Below are 18,244 nucleotides of genomic sequence, written 5' to 3' on the forward strand. Positions count from 1 at the left end.
TGGGTGCCACGACGGCCAGGCAGGTTGCGGCGCCGTCGGACCCGTACGCAAGAGGCGCTGACGTGCGCCGACTATCGGGAACTGTAGGGCAGGAGCGCCATCTCGCGTGCGTTCTTGATGGCCTGCGCTATCTGCCGCTGCTGCTGACGCGTCACGTGGGTCACCCGACGACTGCGGATCTTTCCGCGGTCGGAGATGAACTTCCGCAGCAGATCGGTGTCCTTGTAGTCGACGTACGTGACGCCGGCGGCGTCCAGCGGGTTGACGCACTGACGCTTGGCCGTCTGCCGCCGGGTGGTCTTGTTTCGGGGCACGGTCGGGGTGGTCCTCTCTCTAGGGTCTCGATGGGATGTGGTCGGGCATGCGGGCCGTTGGGCGGGCAGGGGGTCAGGCCACTGAGTCGAGCAAGTCGTCGAAGGCGTGAGGCAGTTGCCTCCATCCGTCCCTGCCCGCCGCGAACTCGTCGTCGGTGAGCAGGCACGAGTCGAGCAGGGCCGACAGGCCGTCGCGGTCCAGGCCGGGCGAGGTGAAGGTGAGGTGCTGGCAGCGGTCACCGTGCTCGGGGTGCCAGTCCAGAGAGGCCGCGACGCGTCGTTCGGCCGGAACCATCTCCCAGGCGGCCTCGGGCAGAGCTGCCAGCCAGGGTCCGGCCGACTCCACGCACAGCGCGCCGCCCGCAGCGTCCCACGACAGCAGCGTGTCGGGACGGTCGGCCAGCCAGAAGCGCCCACGGCTGCGGGCGGCGGCGCAGGTGAGGTCCTCAAGCGCGGCGTAGAGGCGCTGCGGGTGGAAGGGCCGTTCGCGCCGCCAGACGAGAGTGCTCACGCCGTGCTCGTCGCACTCCTGCGGCAGCAGCGCGCACGCGGGATGCAGGCGGGCGGCGGCCGCTGCCACGTCGAACCCCGCCTGCAGGGCGGCCCCCAGGACGCCGGCGCTCTCCGCTCGTACCGGTCGTGCGCCGGGTGTGAGCTGTGCAAGCAAGGCGTGATCGCTGTCGTCGGCACACTCGCCGGCCTCCCCACGAGAGCCGTCCTCGACCAGGGCGATCACCGTGGGGTACTCCAGCTGACGTGCGAAGGTGTCGGCCACGGTGCGCTGGTCGGTCGGCGCGGCGGCGAGGCCGACGTCGGTCAGGTCGTCGCCGTTGGACAGGTACGGCAGGACGAGGGCCGGGTCGACTGCGGTGGCGACGCCGGTCAGGGCCAGCGGTGCGCCCGCGGCGGCGATGACTCCGGCCATGGCCTGGGGCTCGACGGAGTCCCACAGTTCCACGACGGCCAGCCGGTAGGTTCCCTCGGCTGCGAGCCGCAGCAGTTCGGGGACGAGGTCCTCGCGCAGTGCGCAGCACGCGCAGTCGTTCACCAGGGGTGCGTCGCCACTGCCCAGCAGTCCGCCGGCGTCGCGCACCGTGCGGTGCACGGCACTGTCGACGGCGGACGTCAGGTCGTGGTGCAGCGCGACCGATCCGGGGACCGTACGCAGGATCTCCTCGACGGCGGCCCGGCGGGCGTCCGCGTGCAACCCGCCGACGATCGCCACCGGCAGCCGCGCCTCGTCCCGGTTCACGGCTCGCTCCGTCCGCGTCCGTAGCGCCGTTCGAAGCGCTCGACCCGCCCCGCGGTGTCCAGGACCCGCTGGGTGCCGGTGTAGAAGGGGTGGCTCGCCGAGGAGATCTCGACGTCGATGACGGGGTAGGTGTTGCCGTCCTCCCATTCGATGGTCTTGTCGCTCGTGGCCGTGGACCGGGTGAGGAAGGCGTAGTCGGCGGCCCGGTCACGGAAGACGACCGGGCGGTACTCGGGGTGGATTCCGGGCTTCACGGCTCTCAGCGCTCCTCACGGAAGTCGACGTGGCGGCCGGCGACCGGGTCGTACTTGCGCAGGGTGAGCCGGTCGGGGTTGTTACGGCGGTTCTTGCGGGTCACGTAGGTGTAGCCGGTGCCGGCGGTGGACCTCAGCTTGATGATCGGGCGCAGTTCGTTACGGGCCATGGACAGCACCATACACGAGATTGGTTTTCATTTTCATTTGGCGTTAGTGTGCTGCTGCATCCACCCCAAGGAGGAACAGTCATGTCCGCCCACTGCCAACTCACCGGCCGGCAGCCCGGCTTCGGCCATCACATCTCCCGCTCGCACCGGCGCAGCAAGCGCCGTTTCGACCCCAACATTCAGAGCAAGCGCTACTGGCTGCCGAGTGAAGGCCGCCACGTGCGGCTCGCGCTTTCCGCCAAGGGCATCAAGACGGTCGACACGATCGGCATCGAGGCCGCGGCGGCCCGCATCCGCGCCCGTGGAGGGAAGGTCTGATGGCGAAGAAGAGCAAGATCACGAAGAACGAGCAGCGGCGCCTCATCGTGGCCCGATACGCCGCGCGCCGCGCCGCATTGAAGGCGATCATCGCGTTCCCCGGAAGCTCCGACGAGGACCGCGCCGCCGCCCAGCGGGAACTACATCGACATCCCCGCGACGCCAGCGCCACCCGCCTGCGCAATCGCGACTCCGTGGACGGCCGTCCCCGCGGCTACCTGCGCGCCTTCGGCCTGTCCCGCATCCGCGTACGCGAGATGGCCCACGCGGGCGAGCTCCCTGGCGTGACCAACAGCAGTTGGTGACCCGGCACGCCAGGGGCTCACGACGGGCGCGCCAGCGACGCAGCCCGAGTCTGTGCCCGGTTCCGAACGCGCCTGCCGCCACTTTGAACGGCGGGAGGGCGGCGGCACCTGCTCGTGGCGTTGTGCAACGAGCAGGTGGGTACGGCGTACCCCGCACGCGGACGGCTTCCGCGTGCGGGATCGACTGCTCAGTTCATACCGGTCAGCTGGTCGTCAGGGCGGTGTCGTCCACGACGAAGCTGGTCTGCAGCGAGGAGTCCTCCACGCCGTTGAACTTCAGGGTGACCGTCTGGCCCGCCAGCGAGGACAGGTCGAAGGTCTTCTGCGCGTACCCGGAGTTGTGGTTGAGGTTCGAGTACGTCGCCAGGGTGGTCGACCCGGCGGTCACTGTCAGCTTGTCGTACTGGGTGCTGGTGGTGGTCTCGGCGGTGTCGATGTGCAGGTAGAAGGTGAGCGTGGCCTTGCAGCCGGCCGGGATCGTCACCGACTGGGACAGCGTGTCGGTGTGCGAGGAGCCGTAGCCGTCCAGCCAGGCGTAGTACGAGCCGCTGTGGGCCGCCTCACCGGTGTCGTTGGTGATGACCCCGCTGGTCGCGCTCCAGCCGGTGCTGCCCGACTCGAAGCCCGGGTTGGCCAGTAGCTGGGAGCCGGAGCAGGTGCCGCCGGAGGAGCCGACGGTCCAGGTGAAGGACGTCGAGCCGGAAGCGCCGGTGGAATCCTTCGCCGTGACCGTCACCTGGTAGGTGCCCGCGGTGGACGCCGTACCCGAGATCAGCCCGGTGGAACTGTTGATGGACAGACCCGTCGGCAGGCCGCTCGCGCTGTAGGTCAGGGCCGCGCCCGCGCTGTCGCTGGCCTTGATCTGCAGGCTCACCGAGCTTCCCGTGGTGGTCGACTGGCTGCCCGGGTTGGTGACGGTCACCGTGTTGCCGCTGGAACTGCCGGCGGTGAAGGCGGTGGTGCCGTTCGGGGTGCCCCACCCGGTCGGGCCGTCGTAGCCGGTGCCCGCGGTGCAGAAGTACGACGGGGAGCAGCTGCCGTTGTTGCCGCTGGTCACGTCGTACAGGTTGCTGGTGTGCGAGTACGGGTACTTCGCCGGGTAGTCGCTCGCGCCGGGGGTGCCCGCGAGGGCGTAGACCGAGGCGATGATCGGCGAGGAGGCGCTGGTGCCGCCGTAGACCGCCCAGCCGGAGCCGCCGTAAGTGTCGTAGACCGCCACGCCGGTGGCCGGGTCGGCGACCGCGGAGACGTCGGCCTCCATGCGCTTGGAGCAGCCGGAGTCGGTCTGCCAGCTCGGCTTCGGGTCGTAGGCCGAGCAGCCGGAGCCGGTGCCCTCGGTGGAGTTGGTGTGCCACACCGACTCGCTCCAGCCCCGGGAGTTGGAGGCGGTGCTGAGCGCGGTGCCGCCGACGGCCGTCACGTACTGGGAGGTCGCCGGGTACTCGGCGCCGTAGGCGGAGTCACCGGAGGAGACGGTGATGGCGACGCCCGGGTGCTTGAAGTAGGAGGTGTCGTTGCTGGTCTGGGAGGAGTCCTCGGAGCCGCCCCAGCTGTTGGAGACGAACTTGGCGCCGAGCGAGACGGCCTCGTTCTCGGCGGCGCCGAGGTCGGCCATGCTCGCGGAGTTGGCCTCGACCAGGATGATGCTGCAGTTCGGGCAGACCGCGCTGACCATGTCGATGTCGAGCATCTCTTCACCGGCCCAGCCGCTGTCGTTGGTCGGCAGCGAGGTGGTGGAGCCGGTCTGGCTGACCTGCTTGAAGCAGCCGTTGGCCTTGGTGCAGGACGACAGGCCGTAGGTCGAGCGGTAAGTGGCCAGGTCCGACTCGGCGTTGGGGTCGTTGTAGGCGTCGACGATGCCGACGGTCATGCCCGAGCCGGCCGTGGTGGGCAGGTTGTAGGCGCTGTGCAGGTTCGCCGGGGACAGGCCCGAGGGCGCGGCGGCCGCGACGGCGGCGGTCAGGCGCTGCTTGATGTCCGTGCGGCGCTGGGCGAAGCAGGACGCCTGGCCCGGCTTGGCGGTGGCGCACAGGTGCTGGGTCGGCACCTTCTGGCCGGCCTTGCCGGTGGAGTGGTAGGTCTGCCGCTCGGGGGCGGTCAGCGCCTTGTTGTTCTGCGTGACCTTGGAGGTCTGAGGGTGGGTCGCGGCAGGCTGGGCGCCGGCCGTCGGTGCGGCGGTGAATCCGGCGACGGTCAGAGTGAGGGCGGGGAAGGTGACGGCGACGAGTCTTCGCAGACTCCGTCTCCGCCCGCTCGGGTGTGACTCACGCATGGGGTACTGCCTCCGGTAGACGTGGGGTATCGCACTGGATGGGCAGGCCCGTGATTGCGCGTAGCGGCGGTGGAACCGCGCAGTCAGGAGCATGACACTCACAGCGCCCTGCACGCCGGGTGAGCGTGACATGACAGGACGCGAGGGGAACGTAGACCGGAACGGGTCCTACCGGGCAGTACCGGGCCGAATTCTTTGCTTCTCCATAGAATGCGGTTGGTCCCCTCATGGGGGCCGGCGCGTGCTGGCCCGGCGTTGGGCCCAGAGTTGGCCCTGGCGGGTCTCGATGGCACCTTCCGTGATGGGGCTCATTCTGCTGATCAGCCTGAACTCCCTTCCGGGCCGCACAGCAACCGCAAGCGCTCCTTTCACCGTTGTCCAGCGTCTGTGGCACCCTCGACGAGCCACATGACGTCACCCGGCCGCGCACCGCCGCGCTGCCTCTGGCCACCTGCGTTGGGAACGCACCGCAAGGGCTCTCCAGCCCCGGGAGCGAACGGATCTACGTCCCGACCACGCCCCTTCGCGCCCTGCTGCATACCCGAGAGGAACCGTGCTCCTCCAATGGCGACGGGAGTTTCGCCGCACGCCCCCCGGGGGCGGTGCGGAAAATGCGGCCGGTGAAGAAGTTCATGACCCAGGCATGATGGGAAGAACGCTCGATCTTCTGGCGATTCTCGGGCTGAGTCCACGCCACAGCCGTTCCCGTACTCTTCCTCAGAGCCGCCGCGCAGGACCGGCTTCGGAGGAGGCACGGACAACCGCGAGGGAGACGGTATGGGGACCGCTGACCGGCAGAGCGCCGGAGACTGGAACCGGGTCGGCGACCCGCCCCGGCCCAGAGATGGTCGTATGAGCGAGTACGGCCACGACTACGGGTAAGGGATCCTCCTGAGTCGATGCCTCATCCCGGCTACGGACCCGATGCCGGCGCGGGCCACCTTCCCCCCTCTCAGGCGACAGGCCACGGGCACGCAACAGCGATCGCTGCCGAACACGGCTCCGGTCACGGCTCTGAAGCGGGAGCCGGCGGTCACGGACACGGCCACTCGCACGGCCACGGGCCCGCCGCTCCGGTCTCCCGGCACCTGCGCAAGGTCATCGCCGCGATCCTCATCCCCTTCACCGCCGCAGTCGTGGTGGGACTCGTCGTGCTGTGGCCGGGCGGAGCCCCGCCACACAAACGCACCGGTGTCGGCTTCGACCAGCAGACCCAGCAGGCCACGGTCACCAAAGTCGTCGAGGTGAGCTGCAAGGCGGTGAACGCCTCCGGCGAGACCCCCACCGGCGACACCTCCACCGCCGAGGGCAACTCGGCACAGCAGGAGGCGAACGGCACCTGCCACAAGGCCACGATCCGGATCGACACCGGCAAGGACAAGGGCCGCACCTTCACCGAGATCGTGCAGCCCGACCAGACGCGACAACTGCACCAGGGCGAGAAGGTCGTCACCGCCTACGAACCCTCCGCGCCCAAGGACCTGCAGTACTCCGTCACCGACGTCAACCGCCGCTTCCCGATGGGCCTGCTGGCAGGCATCTTCGCGCTCGCCGTCGTGGTGGTCGGCCGACTACGCGGCGTCATGGCACTGGTCGCGCTGACCATCAGCTTCCTGGTACTGAACTTCTTCGTCCTGCCGGCGGTCCTGCAGGGCTCGAACCCGCTGCTGGTCGCGGTGGTCGGGTCGAGCGCCATCATGCTGATCGCCCTGTACATGTGCCACGGCCTGTCGGCCCGCACCTCGGTGGCCGTGCTCGGCACCCTGCTCTCGCTGGCACTGATCGGCATCCTGGGCTCCGCGTTCATCGGCTGGGCCGCCCTCACCGGCAACACCGACGACCAAACCGGCCTGATCCACGGCCTGTATCCGAAGCTCGACATGAGCGGCCTGCTGCTCGCCGGCGTCATCATCGGCTCCCTCGGTGTCCTCGACGACGTCACCGTGACCCAGACATCCGCCGTCTGGGAACTGCACGACGCCAACCCCACCATGGGCTGGCGCGGCCTGTACCGGGCCGGCATCCGCATCGGACGCGACCACATCGCCTCCGTCGTCAACACCCTCGTCCTCGCCTACGCGGGCGCCGCGCTTCCGCTGCTGCTCCTCTTCTCCATCGCCCAGAGCGGCGTGGCCACTGTCGCCAACAGCGAGCTGGTCGCCGAAGAGATCGTGCGCACGCTGGTGGGCTCGATCGGCCTGGTGGCCTCGGTGCCGGTCACCACGCTCCTCGCCGCCCTGGTCGTCTCGGCAGACCGGCCCGGTCCGCAGACGGACACGGCCACAACGGGCGCGCCGGCTACTGGCCGAGCACCTGTCAGTAAGGGCGGACGTCGACGGAAGCGTTAAGAGCCGGATGGCATCTGACCTGGCAGTATCCCTGCGGGAAGCGGCAGGTTGGTCACCACGAACTGGTTCAGGATGTCGTCGCGATCCATGAACATGATCTGGCTCCGCTTCGCCGCGTCCAACGCGTTGCCCAGCCAGTTGCGTGCAGCTTTGGTGATCTCCCCGCCGGCCACGATGAACGCATGGTCGACGAGGACGCGCCGGTTGGTCTCGGGGTCGAAGATCTCGTGCGCCAGCATCATCAGAGCCTGATTGTGGATTTCAGCGATGTTGGCATTGCCCGCCCTGGACTTTCCGGTAGCGTCCAGTTTGCCGCGCTTCACCTGGATGCCGAAGTACAGGAAGTGCTGGGTCGGCAGGGTGTAACGCATCCAGATGTCCTTGCCGTACTCCAGCGCCTTGTCCCGGTGCCCGGCTGCAGTGATCCGGTGAAAGCCCAGTTGCCGGAACAGCGGCAGCAGCACTTTCTCAATGAGTGCATCCTCACTGCACGTGTCCAAGAACGCGGCAAGTGCTGTACGTCGCTGCATCTCGGCGACGCTCAGAGGACGATGCGGGTTCTTGGCCAACATCGAGACAGTGTTCGTTCCGATGTGCCGCAGGTAGCAGTGCTTGTCCTCCCCGTAGAAGGCTTCGAACCCCTCGCGGGCGAGCGCATTGTTCAGCAAACGCAGGGCATTGGGCCGGTCGAGACCCTCATTGAGCGCATCCGCCGGATTCATCAGGTGGTCAATCACCCTGCAGAAGGACTCCGGCGGGTGCGCAGGCCCCTCGTGCGGCTCCGCCAACAATTGTTCCAGCACCCCCGCGACCCAGCGGTGGCGCGTCGAACCGTCGTGCTCCCAATCCATGTCGAGTTCCGCGAAGAACTGGGTGATGTACATGCTCGAGCGATACGGGAAGTAAGCAGGCTCGGCATCAGCTTGAGGATCAGCTGCACCGAGGTTCCCGCAAATGAGGTCGCCGAGCATTTCCAGCGTTCGCTTTCTGAACTTCACGACGCCCCTCCCAGAGCCGCTCCCCCAGCCCACCGCGTGCGAACTATTGTGCCTTGTGACCGCAGAGCGTCCGGCACGTACGACCAAGTCCGGCAGTGTGCCAGAGGTTCAGCATCAAGGGTGGCCACTACGGCACACATCCACGGACAGCCGGCGTACCGCTGGGCCCGCCCGAGCAGGGGACACCGCATCAACCCACCACACGACAGAGCCCGCCCGGTTTCCCCGCGGGGTCGCGTCGTCTTACGGATCCCGTCTTGGTGGCTGCGATCGCAAATCCAGCGTCCACGAGAGCATCGCAGGAACACGAACTGCATGAGGAGCCGGACGCGTCATGCGTGCAAGCACAGTCGAACTCAAGGCGAAGCCCCACCGGAGCGCTCCGGTGGGGCTTCGTCTCATGGCTCCGGGCAGAGGCCCCGCCAGGATGCTCCCCGGCGGGACCTCGCCGTATCACCGGCGCTGTCACGGGCGCTGTCACACGTCTGTCACCAACTACGCCGACTCCCCGGACGGCGATGCCCTGACCTGCTACTACGCACCCGCCCTGGACTGACGTGGACGCCCAAAGACGGTCTCTACAACCTGTGCCATGTGGTGCCGCACAGCCCGACCTGGAGGGCAGACCCGACAGGCTTCGCCTTCAGACCGCGTCCCAGAGTCCGGCGTCCAGGACGCGCGTCTCCTTGATGACGTTCCCCGGCATCAGGTGCCAGTAGGTGCGGTACGTCTCCTCGGTGGACTTGTGCCCCCATCCGCTCGGCCACGTCGGTGATCGGGACGCCACTGCCCAGCGCGTCGGAGAAGCCGTACATCCCAATCCCCTCCACCACGGGCAGATTCTCGAAAAGTGCGCGAACGCGCCGGCGCTCGATCGGCTCCGTGTCGGACATCCGGACTGAGCGGTCAGCGGGACCACGACCGAGATGGACAGCCGCCCGCCGCTCGCCAGCGTGGTCGTCGAGCCCGCCCTCGGACTGCTGACGAAGCCCGGTCCGGCACCCGCGCGATCGGGAATGCTACGCCGGCCGTTCCCCAGGGCCGGCACAACCTCTCCCGCGCCCAGTGGAGTCGGTGCAACGGTCCGAAAGATCCTGGTTCAACGCAGCGTAGTCAGCACCAAGTCAGCACGGGAGGGGTGAAGACGGGTGATGACATGGGCTTTCAGTCAGCACCGAACCAGCACGGGAGTCAGCACCGCACCGCCAAATCATCCCCAACTACGCTTCCCGGACAGCGCTGGTCTCGACCACTCCCGAGCCCGCAAGCCGCCTTTCCCCGGCCTGGCATGGTGGCCACACGCATAACCGCCCCCCGAACTATGTTGCCCCACCACATGTGCCCCTGACCTGCATCTTCCTACGGTGTGCCGACACGTACCCGTCCCCACCGCACATGAGGAAGTGGCGCACATGGCCTCCGGAACCACCGCTCCCCCACCCCCCGCCAGTCTCCCCAGGATCGTCGCCGCCAGCCTCATCGGCACGACCATCGAGTGGTACGACTTCTTTCTGTACGGCTCCGCCGCCGCGCTGGTGTTCAACAAGGTGTTCTTTCCGGACTCCGACCCGCTCGTCGGGACGTTGCTGTCGTTTCTGACGTATGCCGTCGGGTTCGCCGCCCGCCCGCTGGGGGCGCTCGTGTTCGGGCACTACGGTGACCGGCTCGGGCGCAAGAAGTTGCTGGTGCTGAGTCTGGTCCTGATGGGCGGGGCGACCTTCGCCATCGGGCTGCTGCCCACGCATGCGACTGTCGGCACCGCCGCCCCCGTGCTGCTGACCACCCTGCGTCTGGTGCAGGGTTTCGCGCTGGGCGGCGAGTGGGGCGGTGCTGTCCTGCTGGTGTCCGAGCACGGGGACGCACGCCGGCGTGGTTTTTGGGCCGCGTGGCCTCAAACGGGTGCGCCCGCAGGGCAGTTGCTGGCCACCGGGGTACTCTCGCTGCTCACCACCGTACTCTCCGACGACGCCTTCGGCGCCTGGGGTTGGCGGATCCCGTTCCTCCTCTCCGGCGTTCTGGTGATCGTCGGTTTGTGGATTCGTCTCTCCGTCGATGAATCGCCTGTCTTCAAGCAGGCGTTGGAGCAGGCCGAGTCGCGGCGGACCGGTGACGCGGAGAAGCTGCCGCTCGTCTCCGTGCTGCGGCACCACTGGCGGGACGTGCTCATCGCGATGGGTGCGCGCATGGCGGAGAACATCAGCTACTACGTCATCACCGCCTTCATCCTCGTCTACGCCACGACCTCGGCCGGCGTCTCGAAGCAGACCGCGCTCAACGCCGTACTCATCGCCTCCGCCGTGCACTTCGCCGTCATCCCCGCCTGGGGAGCACTCTCCGACCGGGTCGGGCGGCGGCCCGTGTATCTGCTCGGCGCGGCCGGCGTCGGTCTGTGGATGTTCCCGTTCTTCTCACTCGTCGACACCGGATCGTTCGGGTATCTGGTGCTGGCGGTGACCGTCGGGCTCGTGCTGCACGGCGCCATGTACGCGCCCCAGGCGGCCTTCTTCGCCGAGATGTTCGCGACCCGGATGCGCTACTCCGGCGCCTCCATCGGTGCTCAGTTCGCCTCCGTGGCCGCCGGTGCGCCCGCCCCGCTCATCGCCACCGCGCTGCTCTCCGACTACGGCAGCTCCACCCCGATCGCCCTGTACGTGATCGCGGCCGCCGTACTCACGCTGATCGCCGTGGGGGTGGCCCGTGAGACACGGGACCGGGACCTCGCCCGGCTGGAGGACGGTGGCGACGACCGCACCGCGGCGAGTCCTGCGACCGAGGCGCGGACCGTCTGACCGGCACGTCGGTTCCCCCTACGGACCGGCCCCCATGCGGGGCCGGTCGGCGCCGTCCCGCTGCAGCTCATTCACCACCCTCCGGACGCCACTCGTTCACCACCCTCCCGACGCGACTCGCTCACCACCCTCCCGACGCAACTCGCTCACCACCCTCCCGACGCAACTCGCTCACCAGCGTCCCGCTACGGCCCATTCACCGCCGGCCCGCTGCGGCCTTCACCGCCCTGATACAGCTCAGTGCCGACCCGGTGCCGTCAACCGGTGCAGGCGCAGGGCCAGTTGGATCTCCAGGGCTCGGGCCGGGGTCTGCCAGTCCTCGCCCAGGAGGCGGCCCACGCGCTCCAGCCGCTGGGCGACCGTGTTCACGTGCACATGGAGTGCGTCCTTGGTACGGGCCGGGCTCATCCCGCAACCGAAGTACGCCTCCAGGGTGCGCAACAGCTCCGTACCGCGCCGTTCGTCGTAGGCCACCACCGGGCCGACGGTGCGGTCGACGAAGCCGCCGACGTCCCTGTCCCCCGCAAGGAGCAGGCCGAGGAAGCCGAAGTCCTCGGCCGCCGCACCGTCCCCGTGCCGGCCGAGGAGGTGCAGTGCGTCCAGACAGCGACGGCCCTCCTCATACGCGGCGGCCACGGAGTCGGGGTGGGTCGTGAGGTCGGTGACGGGTGCGGAGGCGCCGACGGTGACCGACTGGTGGACGGCGCTGCCCAGGTGGCGGGCGGTGCGGCGGGCCATGTCCGTCGCGCTGTCGCCGGTGACGAGAGGAAGCAGCAGAACCGTGCCGCCGTCGCGGGCCGCGGCCAGGCCCTGCCGGGTGGCGGCGAGGTGGGAGGACGCGGACCACAGGCGACGGCGGGCGGCGGGCTCCTCCTCGGCGTCGGCCGCCGGCCCGTCGAGGCGGGCCGCCAGGACGACGTGGGTGGCGTCCAGGTCGGCATGAAGGCGGGTGGCACGTTCGCGCAGCAGGCGCGGATCCCGGTCGCGCCCGTCCAGCAGGTCGTCCAGCAACTCGCCCCGCACGCGCTGTTCGGCCTCGGCCGCGGAGCGGCGGGCCAGCAGGAGCAGCGAGGTGACCATCGCCGCGCGTTCCAGGGTGCGCTGGTCGACCGGGTCCAGGCCCGGGTGGCCGCGCAGCACGAGCGCGCCGAGCAGCTCGCCACCCGCGGCCACCGCGGCGATCCAGTCGCTCGCGTGGCGTACGGCGTGGCCCTCGGCGCGGGAGGCCTCCAGCGCCTCGGCAGGAGCCGCGGTGGCTTCGGCGAACTCGACCGCGCCGTCGAGGACCTGGGCGACGGCTGCGGACACGTCGTGGACTCCGCCGCCGCGCAGGACGAGTTCGGCGAGCCGGTCGTGCACGTCGGAGGCGCGTTCGACGGCCGCGCTGCGGTCCCGGATGATCTCGTTGGCCTCCTCCAGTCCGGCCACGGCCGCGCGGGTCTCGGCGAGCAGGTTGGCAGTGTCGATGGCGGCCGCGGCGAGCGCCGCGAAGGACCCGAGCAGGGCGATCTGCTCGCGTTCGAAGACGCGGGCGCGCCGGTCCGCGGCGAAGAGGACACCGATCACGTGCGGTCCGAGCATCAGCGGTACACCGAGGATGGCGACGAGGCCCTCGTCGTGGACGCCGGCGTCGATGGTGCGGGTGTGCCGGAAGCGCTCGTCCTTGAAGTAGTCGTCGGTGACGTACGGCCGAGCCGTCTGGGCGACGAGTCCGCCGAGCCCCTCGCCCATGCCCAGGCGCAGTTGCTGGAAGCGGGCGGCGACGGAGCCTTCCGTCACCCGCATGTAGGTGTCGCCGCGCGCCGGGTCGTTCAGGCTGAGGTAGGCGACGTCCGTGCCGAGCAGGGAGCGCGCACGCTGCACGATGGCCCGGAGGACGGCGTCCAGGTCCCTGAGGCCCGCCAGGTCGTGGGCGGTCTCGAAGAGTGCCGACAGCTCCGCCTCACGGCGCCGGCGCCCTTCGAGTTCGGAACGGACGCGCAGGGCGAGCAGCTTGGCGCGCTCCAGCGCGGCGATCCGGTCGGTCGGCCGACCCGAGGCGCGGGCGAGCAGCACCGGCTGCTCGTACGCCTCCGCGGCGGCGCCGCGGGCCAGCAGCTCCAGGTACACGGCCTCGGCATCGGCACCGGCGTCGTACGGAGCCTCCACCCCGGAGTCGTCATGGGACTCCGAGTCGGTATCGTGCGGGACCTCCAGGCCGGCGTCGGACGGGACCACCTCGCCGGCGTCGTACTCGCCCTCCACGCCGACGTCGGAGGACGCGGAGGCTTCGGAGGCGGCGCCGCCCACAGCCCCGGCGGCGGCACCGCGCACGGCGCCGGTGGTGGGGACGGCGGCCGGCGCAGGGGGTCGGCGGCGATCCCCGGCGGCGAGGTCACCGGTCGGCTGGACGTGATCGCGAGACATGGTCACAGGATTCCGCATCGGCCGCCCGGCCGGTCGGGCCTGTGGAAAACCCCGGGGCCCGGCGCCGCGTGCCCCTGCGGTGCTGGGTACGAGCCCGATGCTGCGGGCCAGCCCGGTGCTGCGCGCCTGCCCGGGCCCCTGGGCTTATCCGGGGCCACGGACCGGTTCGGGGACGCTGACCGATCCAAGGCCACGGACCGATCCCGGACCGCAGGCGGATACGGGACCGCGGACCGGTCCGAAACCGCCGACCAATGGAAGACCACGAGCCGGTGCCAGGCCGTGTGCCGATGGAAGACCGCGAGCCAGTGGCAGACCGTGTGCCAATGGGAGGCCGCGAGCCGACCCGAGACCGCCGACCGGCCCAGAACCTCCGACCGGCCAAGCACTCCCAACCCGCCCAGGACCCCCGACCGGCCGGGGCCCCGGGCCTGCTCAGTGGGCTGTCCATCCGCCGTCGAGCACCAGCGAGGTGCCGGTGACGAAGGACGCCTGTGGGCTGCACAGATAGGCCACGGCCTCGGCGACCTCCTCCGGTTCGATCAGCCGCTGGACCGCGCTGTCCTTCAGCAGGACCTCGGACAGGACACGGTCCTCGGGGATGCCGTGCGCCTGGGCCTGGTCAGCGATCTGCTTCTCGACCAGTGGGGTGCGCACATAGGCCGGATTCACACAGTTGGAGGTCACACCGTGGGGGGCGCCCTCCAGTGCTGCTGTCTTGGAGAGGCCTTCGAGGCCATGTTTGGCGGCCACGTAGGCGGATTTGAAGGCCGAGGCACGCAGTCCGTGGACGGAGGACACATTGACGATCCGGCCCCAGCCCTGCGCGTACATGTGCGGAAGGGCGCCGCGGATGAGCCGGAACGGTGCCTCCAGCATCACCGTCAGCACGGTGTGGAAGACGTCGGGCGGGAACTCCTCCAGGGGGCGCACCAGCTGCAGCCCGGCGTTGTTGACCAGGACGTCGGTTCCGGCGGCGGCGCGTTCGGCGGCGTCGAGGTCGGTGAGGTCCAGGACATGGGGTACGACCGTGCCGGCGAGACCACCGGTCCTCCGGGCCAGCTCCGTCAGCTCGGCCAGGCCCGCCGCGTCCCGGTCGGCCGCTCGCACCTCGGCCCCGGCGGCGGCGAGCCGCAGCGCGCAGGCGCGGCCGATGCCACCGGCAGCGCCGGTGACGAGGGCGGTGCGGCCGTGGAGGTCGGGGGACGGGGGCGGGGCAGGTGGGTGGGACCCGGGCGACGGTCCGGACGAGGTCATGTGCCCGACCCTAAGCGGGGCCCATCCCTCGCTACATGTGGTGAGCTCCCATACTTCAGCCAACACTCATAGGGTCAAACCATGTGGGGGCGTCGGACAACGCCTGCTTGATCCGGAACCGCCCGAACTCGTTCAGATCGGGCAGGGCGTCCACCGTGAACCAGCCCACCTCCAGCGACTCGTCGTCGTTGACGCGGGCTTCGCCGCCCACCGCGCGGCAGCGGAAGGTGATGTCCATGTACTGGCAGACGTCCCCGTTGCCGTAGGTGACCGGTTCCAGGGCCTGGACGAGGACCACGCGCTCGGGGACGCAGTGCACCGCCGTCTCCTCGAAGACCTCCCGCACCGCACAGGCCGCGGGCTGCTCACCCGGCTCCGGGATGCCCCCGATCACCGACCACTTCCGGGTGTCCGACCGCCGCCCCAGGAGCACTCTGCCCTCGTCGTCGAAGACGAGGGCGGTGACCCCGGGGAGCCACAGCAGTTGATGGCCCGCGGAGGCCCGGAGCGTGCGGATGAAATCAGGAGTAGCCATGGCGCGACCCTAACCGGCCGGTCCTCCGCCTTCCCGGGCGTTCAGGGGGCGTACGGCGCTCGTACCGCTACGCGCCACCGGCGCGCCGGCCGCGCAGCCCGGACCCGATCGCCCAGCCCAGCCCGCCCGCGGCGACCAGCACCAGCGCGATCTCCGGGACGATGCCCAGCTCGGTCGCGGGGGTCTCGGACGTGCGCAGCGGCACCTTCTGGACGAGATAGGCGGGCACGAACATGCCGGTCTTCTGAGTGATCTTCCCGTCCGGCATGATGACCGCGCTGACGCCGCTGGTCACCGGCACGGTCACGGTCCGGCTGTGCTCGACGGCACGGACGCGGGACATGGCGAGCTGCTGGTAGGTCATCTCGCTGCGGTCGAAGGTGGCGTTGTTGCTCGGCACGGAGATCATCTCCGCACCGTGCGTCACGGTGTCCCGCACGGCCCAGTCGAAGGCGGCCTCGTAGCAGGTCGCGAGGCCGACCTTGGCGCCGTCGATGTCGAACACGCCGGGCTTGCTGCCCCGGCTGAAGTCCTGGCGGACCATGCTGGTCCAGTTCTTGTTGATCGCGCCGACGAGCCCGCGCAGCGGAAGGTACTCGCCGAACGGCTGCACCTGCCGCTTGTCGTAGGTCTGGGTCGGTCCCTTGACCGGGTCCCAGAGGATCTGCTCGTTGAGCAGTCGGCCGTCCTTCTCGACGACCCCGCCGACCGAGATGGGCACTCCGACGGCCTTGGCGGCACCGTCGATGACGGCGGCCGCGTCCGGGTTGGTGAAGGGGTCGATGTCGGAGGAGTTCTCGGGCCACAGGACGTAATCGGGCTTCGCGGCCTTGCCCGCCTTGATGTCGGCGGCGAGCTTGAGCGTCTCGCGCACGTGGTGGTCGAGCACGGCCCGGCGCTGGGCGCTGAACTCCAGCCCGGAGCGGGGCACGTTGCCCTGGATCACCGCGACCGTCGCAAAGCCGTCCTCGGCCTTGTCGCTCACCAGCGGCCGGGCCGCGACCGCGCCCGCCACCGGTACGGCCACGCTCAGCAGCGCGGCGGCCGCGGCCCCGCGCCGGACGGCCCGGGTACGGCGCCCCTCGGCGACCACGCGCCCGGCTTCGTACAGACCGAACCCGCACAGGACGACCGCGTAACCGAGCACCGGGGTGCCGCCCACCGCGGCGAGCGGCAGGAAGATGCCGTCCGCCTGCCCGAAGGCGATCTTGCCCCAGGGGAAGCCGCGGAAAGGCACGCGCGCGCGGACCGCTTCTCCGGCGATCCAGACGGCGGCGGCCCACAGGGGCCAGGCGGGCAGCTTGGACACCGCGGTGATGCCCACGCCGACGAGGGCGACGAAGACCGCCTCGATCGCGACCAGCGCGAGCCAGGGCCCGGGGCCGACCTCCACCCCCGTCCACACCAGCAGCGGCAGCAGGAAGCCGAGCCCGAAGAGGTAGCCGAGGCCGAGGGCCGCCTTCCAGCCACGGCCGCGCAGCACCCAGGCGAAGCCGGCGAAAGCGGGCAGGGCGAGCCACCACAGGGGGCGTGGCGGGAAGCTGACGTAGAGCAGCACTCCGCACAGCGCGGAGGCGACGGCCGGGACCAGACGCCGCAGCCGGCTGCCCCACGCGGTCGGCGCGGAGGACGGCTGGAGCTGATCGGACTGGTCAACGGAGGTTGCGGTGACGGTCACCCGGGGAGTGTACGGCGGTTGACCTTGTCGCCGACAGCGCGGGCCGTGCGGGCCCCCGCCGGGACACCGCGCCGAAACGGGAACCACGACGTTCCTGCGCAACTCGTGCACAAACCGGGCATCAGCCGTTACGGTGTGCCCCAGCCTCAGCGGTGCGGCCGGTTCCGGTGCGCGCGGCCGGGGCCAGCCGCAGGTCGGGGGACCGGGGTACGAGGGGCAACGGGTGGGGTCGACGGGGACGAGGTCTGCGGCCGGTGCGTACGGCGCCGATGCCGGCAGCACACGGCGAAACGTTTCTGATGGAACGGGCATGATCCTGTTGGGGGCATGCGCGGCCTGGTCGCTGATCACCGCCGCGGCCCACGACGGGCGGCCCGAGGGTGTCCTGCTCGCCGTGCTCGCCGTGGCCGCCGGTTATGCCGCCGGCCGGATCTCCGGGTCGCTGCTCCCGGTGGCAGCGCCCGGCGCGGGCGCGGCGGCAGGCCTCGTCCTGGCCGTGGTGGTGCCCGACCTCACCCCCGGCCCCGGCTACGCCGCCCCGCTCGGACACTCCGGCGCCACGGCCGCCCTGCTGGCGCTGGCCACCGGCGCGGCCTGCTGTGCCGCCTGGGCCGCACGCGGACCGGTGCTGCGGATCGGCCTGCGACTGCTGGCCACGGTCATCGTGCTGGCCGGCGCCGCCGTGGGGTCGGCCACCGGCTGCGCGGCCAGTGCCGCGGTACTGCTGTGCTCGCTCGCCGTGGGCTCGACGACCCACCGGGGTGCCGGCCTCGTGGGTCTGGCTGTCGCGGCGGTTGTCGTGGTGGGGACGATCTGGGCGCTCGCCGCGGACGCCCTGCCCGCCGGCCTCACCGAGGCGCTCAACAGCCGGCTCACCGCGCACCGGGTGCAGCTGTGGCAGGACGCCCTGCGGATGGCCCATCGGGACACGGGCCTGGGCGTCGGCCCCGGCCGCTTCGGCGAACTGAACACCGCGGCGTCCCCGGGACAGCCGCCCGACGCCAGACCGCACTCGGCCCCGCTCCAGCAGGCGGCCGAACAGGGGCTGGTCGGTGCGCTGCTGCTGGCCGCCACGTTCGGCTGGGCCCTCTACGCCCTGTGGCGCACCGCGCGCCCCACTCCGGTCGCCCTGACCGCGGGCGCCGCCCTGACCGTGCTGGCTGTGATCGCTTCGGCCGGCAACGCGCTCAGCTTCACCGCCGTCACGGCTGGTGCGGGGCTGCTGGCGGGGTGGGCGACGGCACGGCCGTGGGCGGGCGACGGCACGGAGCACGGCACGGAGCGGTGAGGCGCGGTCCGCCGCGTGCAGGGGGATCGGTATACGGCCGGAGGCCGGACGGCCGGAGTA

At 70.5% G+C, this 18,244-nt stretch carries 16 protein-coding genes; 5 read left to right on the forward strand and 11 right to left on the reverse strand.

Annotated features, from left to right (window positions below; all coding sequences use genetic code 11):
- Positions 1-71 precede the first annotated feature (71 nt).
- From rpsR to rpmG, 4 genes are all read right to left on the reverse strand, one after another.
- Positions 72-314 (reverse strand): 30S ribosomal protein S18, encoded by a 243-nt coding sequence (rpsR, locus tag ACFZCP_RS34115; protein WP_391435241.1) that lies wholly within the window; start codon positions 312-314, stop codon positions 72-74.
- Between the two features lie 73 nt (positions 315-387).
- Positions 388-1,566: a GTP-binding protein gene (locus ACFZCP_RS34120; RefSeq protein WP_391435246.1), complete on the reverse strand. Its 1,179-nt coding sequence runs from the start codon at positions 1,564-1,566 to the stop codon at positions 388-390.
- Complete coding sequence (locus ACFZCP_RS34125; RefSeq protein WP_361985681.1) at positions 1,563-1,820, reverse strand: type B 50S ribosomal protein L31; 258 nt, start codon at positions 1,818-1,820, stop codon at positions 1,563-1,565. Before ACFZCP_RS34125 ends, ACFZCP_RS34120 begins: the two co-directional genes overlap by 4 nt.
- A gap of 5 nt (positions 1,821-1,825) precedes the next feature.
- On the reverse strand, positions 1,826-1,990 hold the full coding sequence (gene rpmG / locus ACFZCP_RS34130) for a 50S ribosomal protein L33 (protein ID WP_014150502.1): 165 nt from the start codon (positions 1,988-1,990) through the stop codon (positions 1,826-1,828).
- An 81-nt stretch (positions 1,991-2,071) separates the two neighbouring features.
- On the opposite strand from rpmG, the gene rpmB reads away from it, so the two are divergent.
- Positions 2,072-2,308, forward strand: a complete 237-nt coding sequence (rpmB, locus tag ACFZCP_RS34135) for a 50S ribosomal protein L28 (protein ID WP_391435254.1) — start codon at positions 2,072-2,074, stop codon at positions 2,306-2,308.
- Entirely contained in the window at positions 2,308-2,613 is a 306-nt protein-coding gene (rpsN, locus tag ACFZCP_RS34140) for a 30S ribosomal protein S14 (RefSeq protein ID WP_391435259.1), read from the forward strand. The genes rpmB and rpsN overlap by 1 nt, the downstream gene beginning before the upstream one ends.
- Positions 2,614-2,815: 202 nt before the next feature.
- On the opposite strand, the gene ACFZCP_RS34145 is transcribed toward rpsN, so the two are convergent.
- Positions 2,816-4,885, reverse strand: coding sequence for a putative Ig domain-containing protein (locus ACFZCP_RS34145; protein ID WP_391435262.1), 2,070 nt, complete (start codon positions 4,883-4,885; stop codon positions 2,816-2,818).
- A gap of 899 nt (positions 4,886-5,784) precedes the next feature.
- Between ACFZCP_RS34145 and ACFZCP_RS34150 the strand changes: the two genes are divergently transcribed.
- Positions 5,785-7,233: a YibE/F family protein gene (locus tag ACFZCP_RS34150; RefSeq protein ID WP_391435265.1), complete on the forward strand. Its 1,449-nt coding sequence runs from the start codon at positions 5,785-5,787 to the stop codon at positions 7,231-7,233.
- Here ACFZCP_RS34150 and ACFZCP_RS34155 read toward each other — a convergent pair.
- Entirely contained in the window at positions 7,230-8,231 is a 1,002-nt protein-coding gene (locus ACFZCP_RS34155; RefSeq protein ID WP_391435269.1) for a hypothetical protein, read from the reverse strand. The genes ACFZCP_RS34150 and ACFZCP_RS34155 overlap by 4 nt on opposite strands.
- A 643-nt stretch (positions 8,232-8,874) precedes the next feature.
- Positions 8,875-9,018, reverse strand: a complete 144-nt coding sequence (locus ACFZCP_RS34160) for a hypothetical protein (protein WP_391435272.1) — start codon at positions 9,016-9,018, stop codon at positions 8,875-8,877.
- A 625-nt stretch (positions 9,019-9,643) separates the two neighbouring features.
- On the opposite strand from ACFZCP_RS34160, the gene ACFZCP_RS34165 reads away from it, so the two are divergent.
- The gene (locus ACFZCP_RS34165; protein ID WP_391435275.1) at positions 9,644-11,020 is read left to right on the forward strand and encodes an MFS transporter; all 1,377 of its coding nucleotides are present in this window, start codon (positions 9,644-9,646) and stop codon (positions 11,018-11,020) included.
- Positions 11,021-11,257: 237 nt separating this feature from the next.
- On the opposite strand, the gene ACFZCP_RS34170 is transcribed toward ACFZCP_RS34165, so the two are convergent.
- The 4 genes from ACFZCP_RS34170 to lnt all read right to left on the reverse strand — a co-directional run bounded on the left by ACFZCP_RS34170 (position 11,258) and on the right by lnt (position 16,896).
- Positions 11,258-13,426, reverse strand: a complete 2,169-nt coding sequence (locus tag ACFZCP_RS34170) for a GAF domain-containing protein (protein ID WP_391435278.1) — start codon at positions 13,424-13,426, stop codon at positions 11,258-11,260.
- Between the two features lie 435 nt (positions 13,427-13,861).
- A complete protein-coding gene (locus tag ACFZCP_RS34175) occupies positions 13,862-14,683 on the reverse strand; it encodes a 3-hydroxybutyrate dehydrogenase (protein ID WP_391435282.1) in 822 nt (273 codons plus the stop codon).
- Positions 14,684-14,738: 55 nt separating this feature from the next.
- Positions 14,739-15,218 carry an NUDIX domain-containing protein gene (locus ACFZCP_RS34180; RefSeq protein WP_391435286.1) on the reverse strand — a complete coding sequence of 160 codons (480 nt, stop codon included), beginning with the start codon at positions 15,216-15,218 and terminating at the stop codon, positions 14,739-14,741.
- A 67-nt stretch (positions 15,219-15,285) separates the two neighbouring features.
- Complete coding sequence (lnt, locus tag ACFZCP_RS34185; protein WP_391435288.1) at positions 15,286-16,896, reverse strand: apolipoprotein N-acyltransferase; 1,611 nt, start codon at positions 16,894-16,896, stop codon at positions 15,286-15,288.
- Between the two features lie 310 nt (positions 16,897-17,206).
- Between lnt and ACFZCP_RS34190 the strand changes: the two genes are divergently transcribed.
- A complete protein-coding gene (locus ACFZCP_RS34190; protein WP_391435293.1) occupies positions 17,207-18,184 on the forward strand; it encodes an O-antigen ligase family protein in 978 nt (325 codons plus the stop codon).
- Positions 18,185-18,244: the final 60 nt, after the last annotated feature.

The organism is Streptomyces sp. NPDC007971 (assembly GCF_042958635.1).
Lineage (GTDB): Bacteria > Actinomycetota > Actinomycetes > Streptomycetales > Streptomycetaceae > Streptomyces.

What these genes read in the sequence shown, in the direction of transcription:
- rpmG (WP_014150502.1), bottom strand. Translation starts at nt 1,990, where the DNA reads ATGGCCCGTAACGAACTGCGCCCGATCATCAAGCTGAGGTCCACCGCC.
- rpmB (WP_391435254.1), top strand. Translation starts at nt 2,072, where the DNA reads ATGTCCGCCCACTGCCAACTCACCGGCCGGCAGCCCGGCTTCGGCCAT.
- rpsN (WP_391435259.1), top strand. Translation starts at nt 2,308, where the DNA reads ATGGCGAAGAAGAGCAAGATCACGAAGAACGAGCAGCGGCGCCTCATC.
- ACFZCP_RS34145 (WP_391435262.1), bottom strand. Translation starts at nt 4,885, where the DNA reads ATGCGTGAGTCACACCCGAGCGGGCGGAGACGGAGTCTGCGAAGACTC.
- ACFZCP_RS34150 (WP_391435265.1), top strand. Translation starts at nt 5,785, where the DNA reads ATGCCTCATCCCGGCTACGGACCCGATGCCGGCGCGGGCCACCTTCCC.
- ACFZCP_RS34165 (WP_391435275.1), top strand. Translation starts at nt 9,644, where the DNA reads ATGGCCTCCGGAACCACCGCTCCCCCACCCCCCGCCAGTCTCCCCAGG.
- ACFZCP_RS34170 (WP_391435278.1), bottom strand. Translation starts at nt 13,426, where the DNA reads ATGTCTCGCGATCACGTCCAGCCGACCGGTGACCTCGCCGCCGGGGAT.
- ACFZCP_RS34175 (WP_391435282.1), bottom strand. Translation starts at nt 14,683, where the DNA reads ATGACCTCGTCCGGACCGTCGCCCGGGTCCCACCCACCTGCCCCGCCC.
- ACFZCP_RS34180 (WP_391435286.1), bottom strand. Translation starts at nt 15,218, where the DNA reads ATGGCTACTCCTGATTTCATCCGCACGCTCCGGGCCTCCGCGGGCCAT.
- ACFZCP_RS34190 (WP_391435293.1), top strand. Translation starts at nt 17,207, where the DNA reads ATGATCCTGTTGGGGGCATGCGCGGCCTGGTCGCTGATCACCGCCGCG.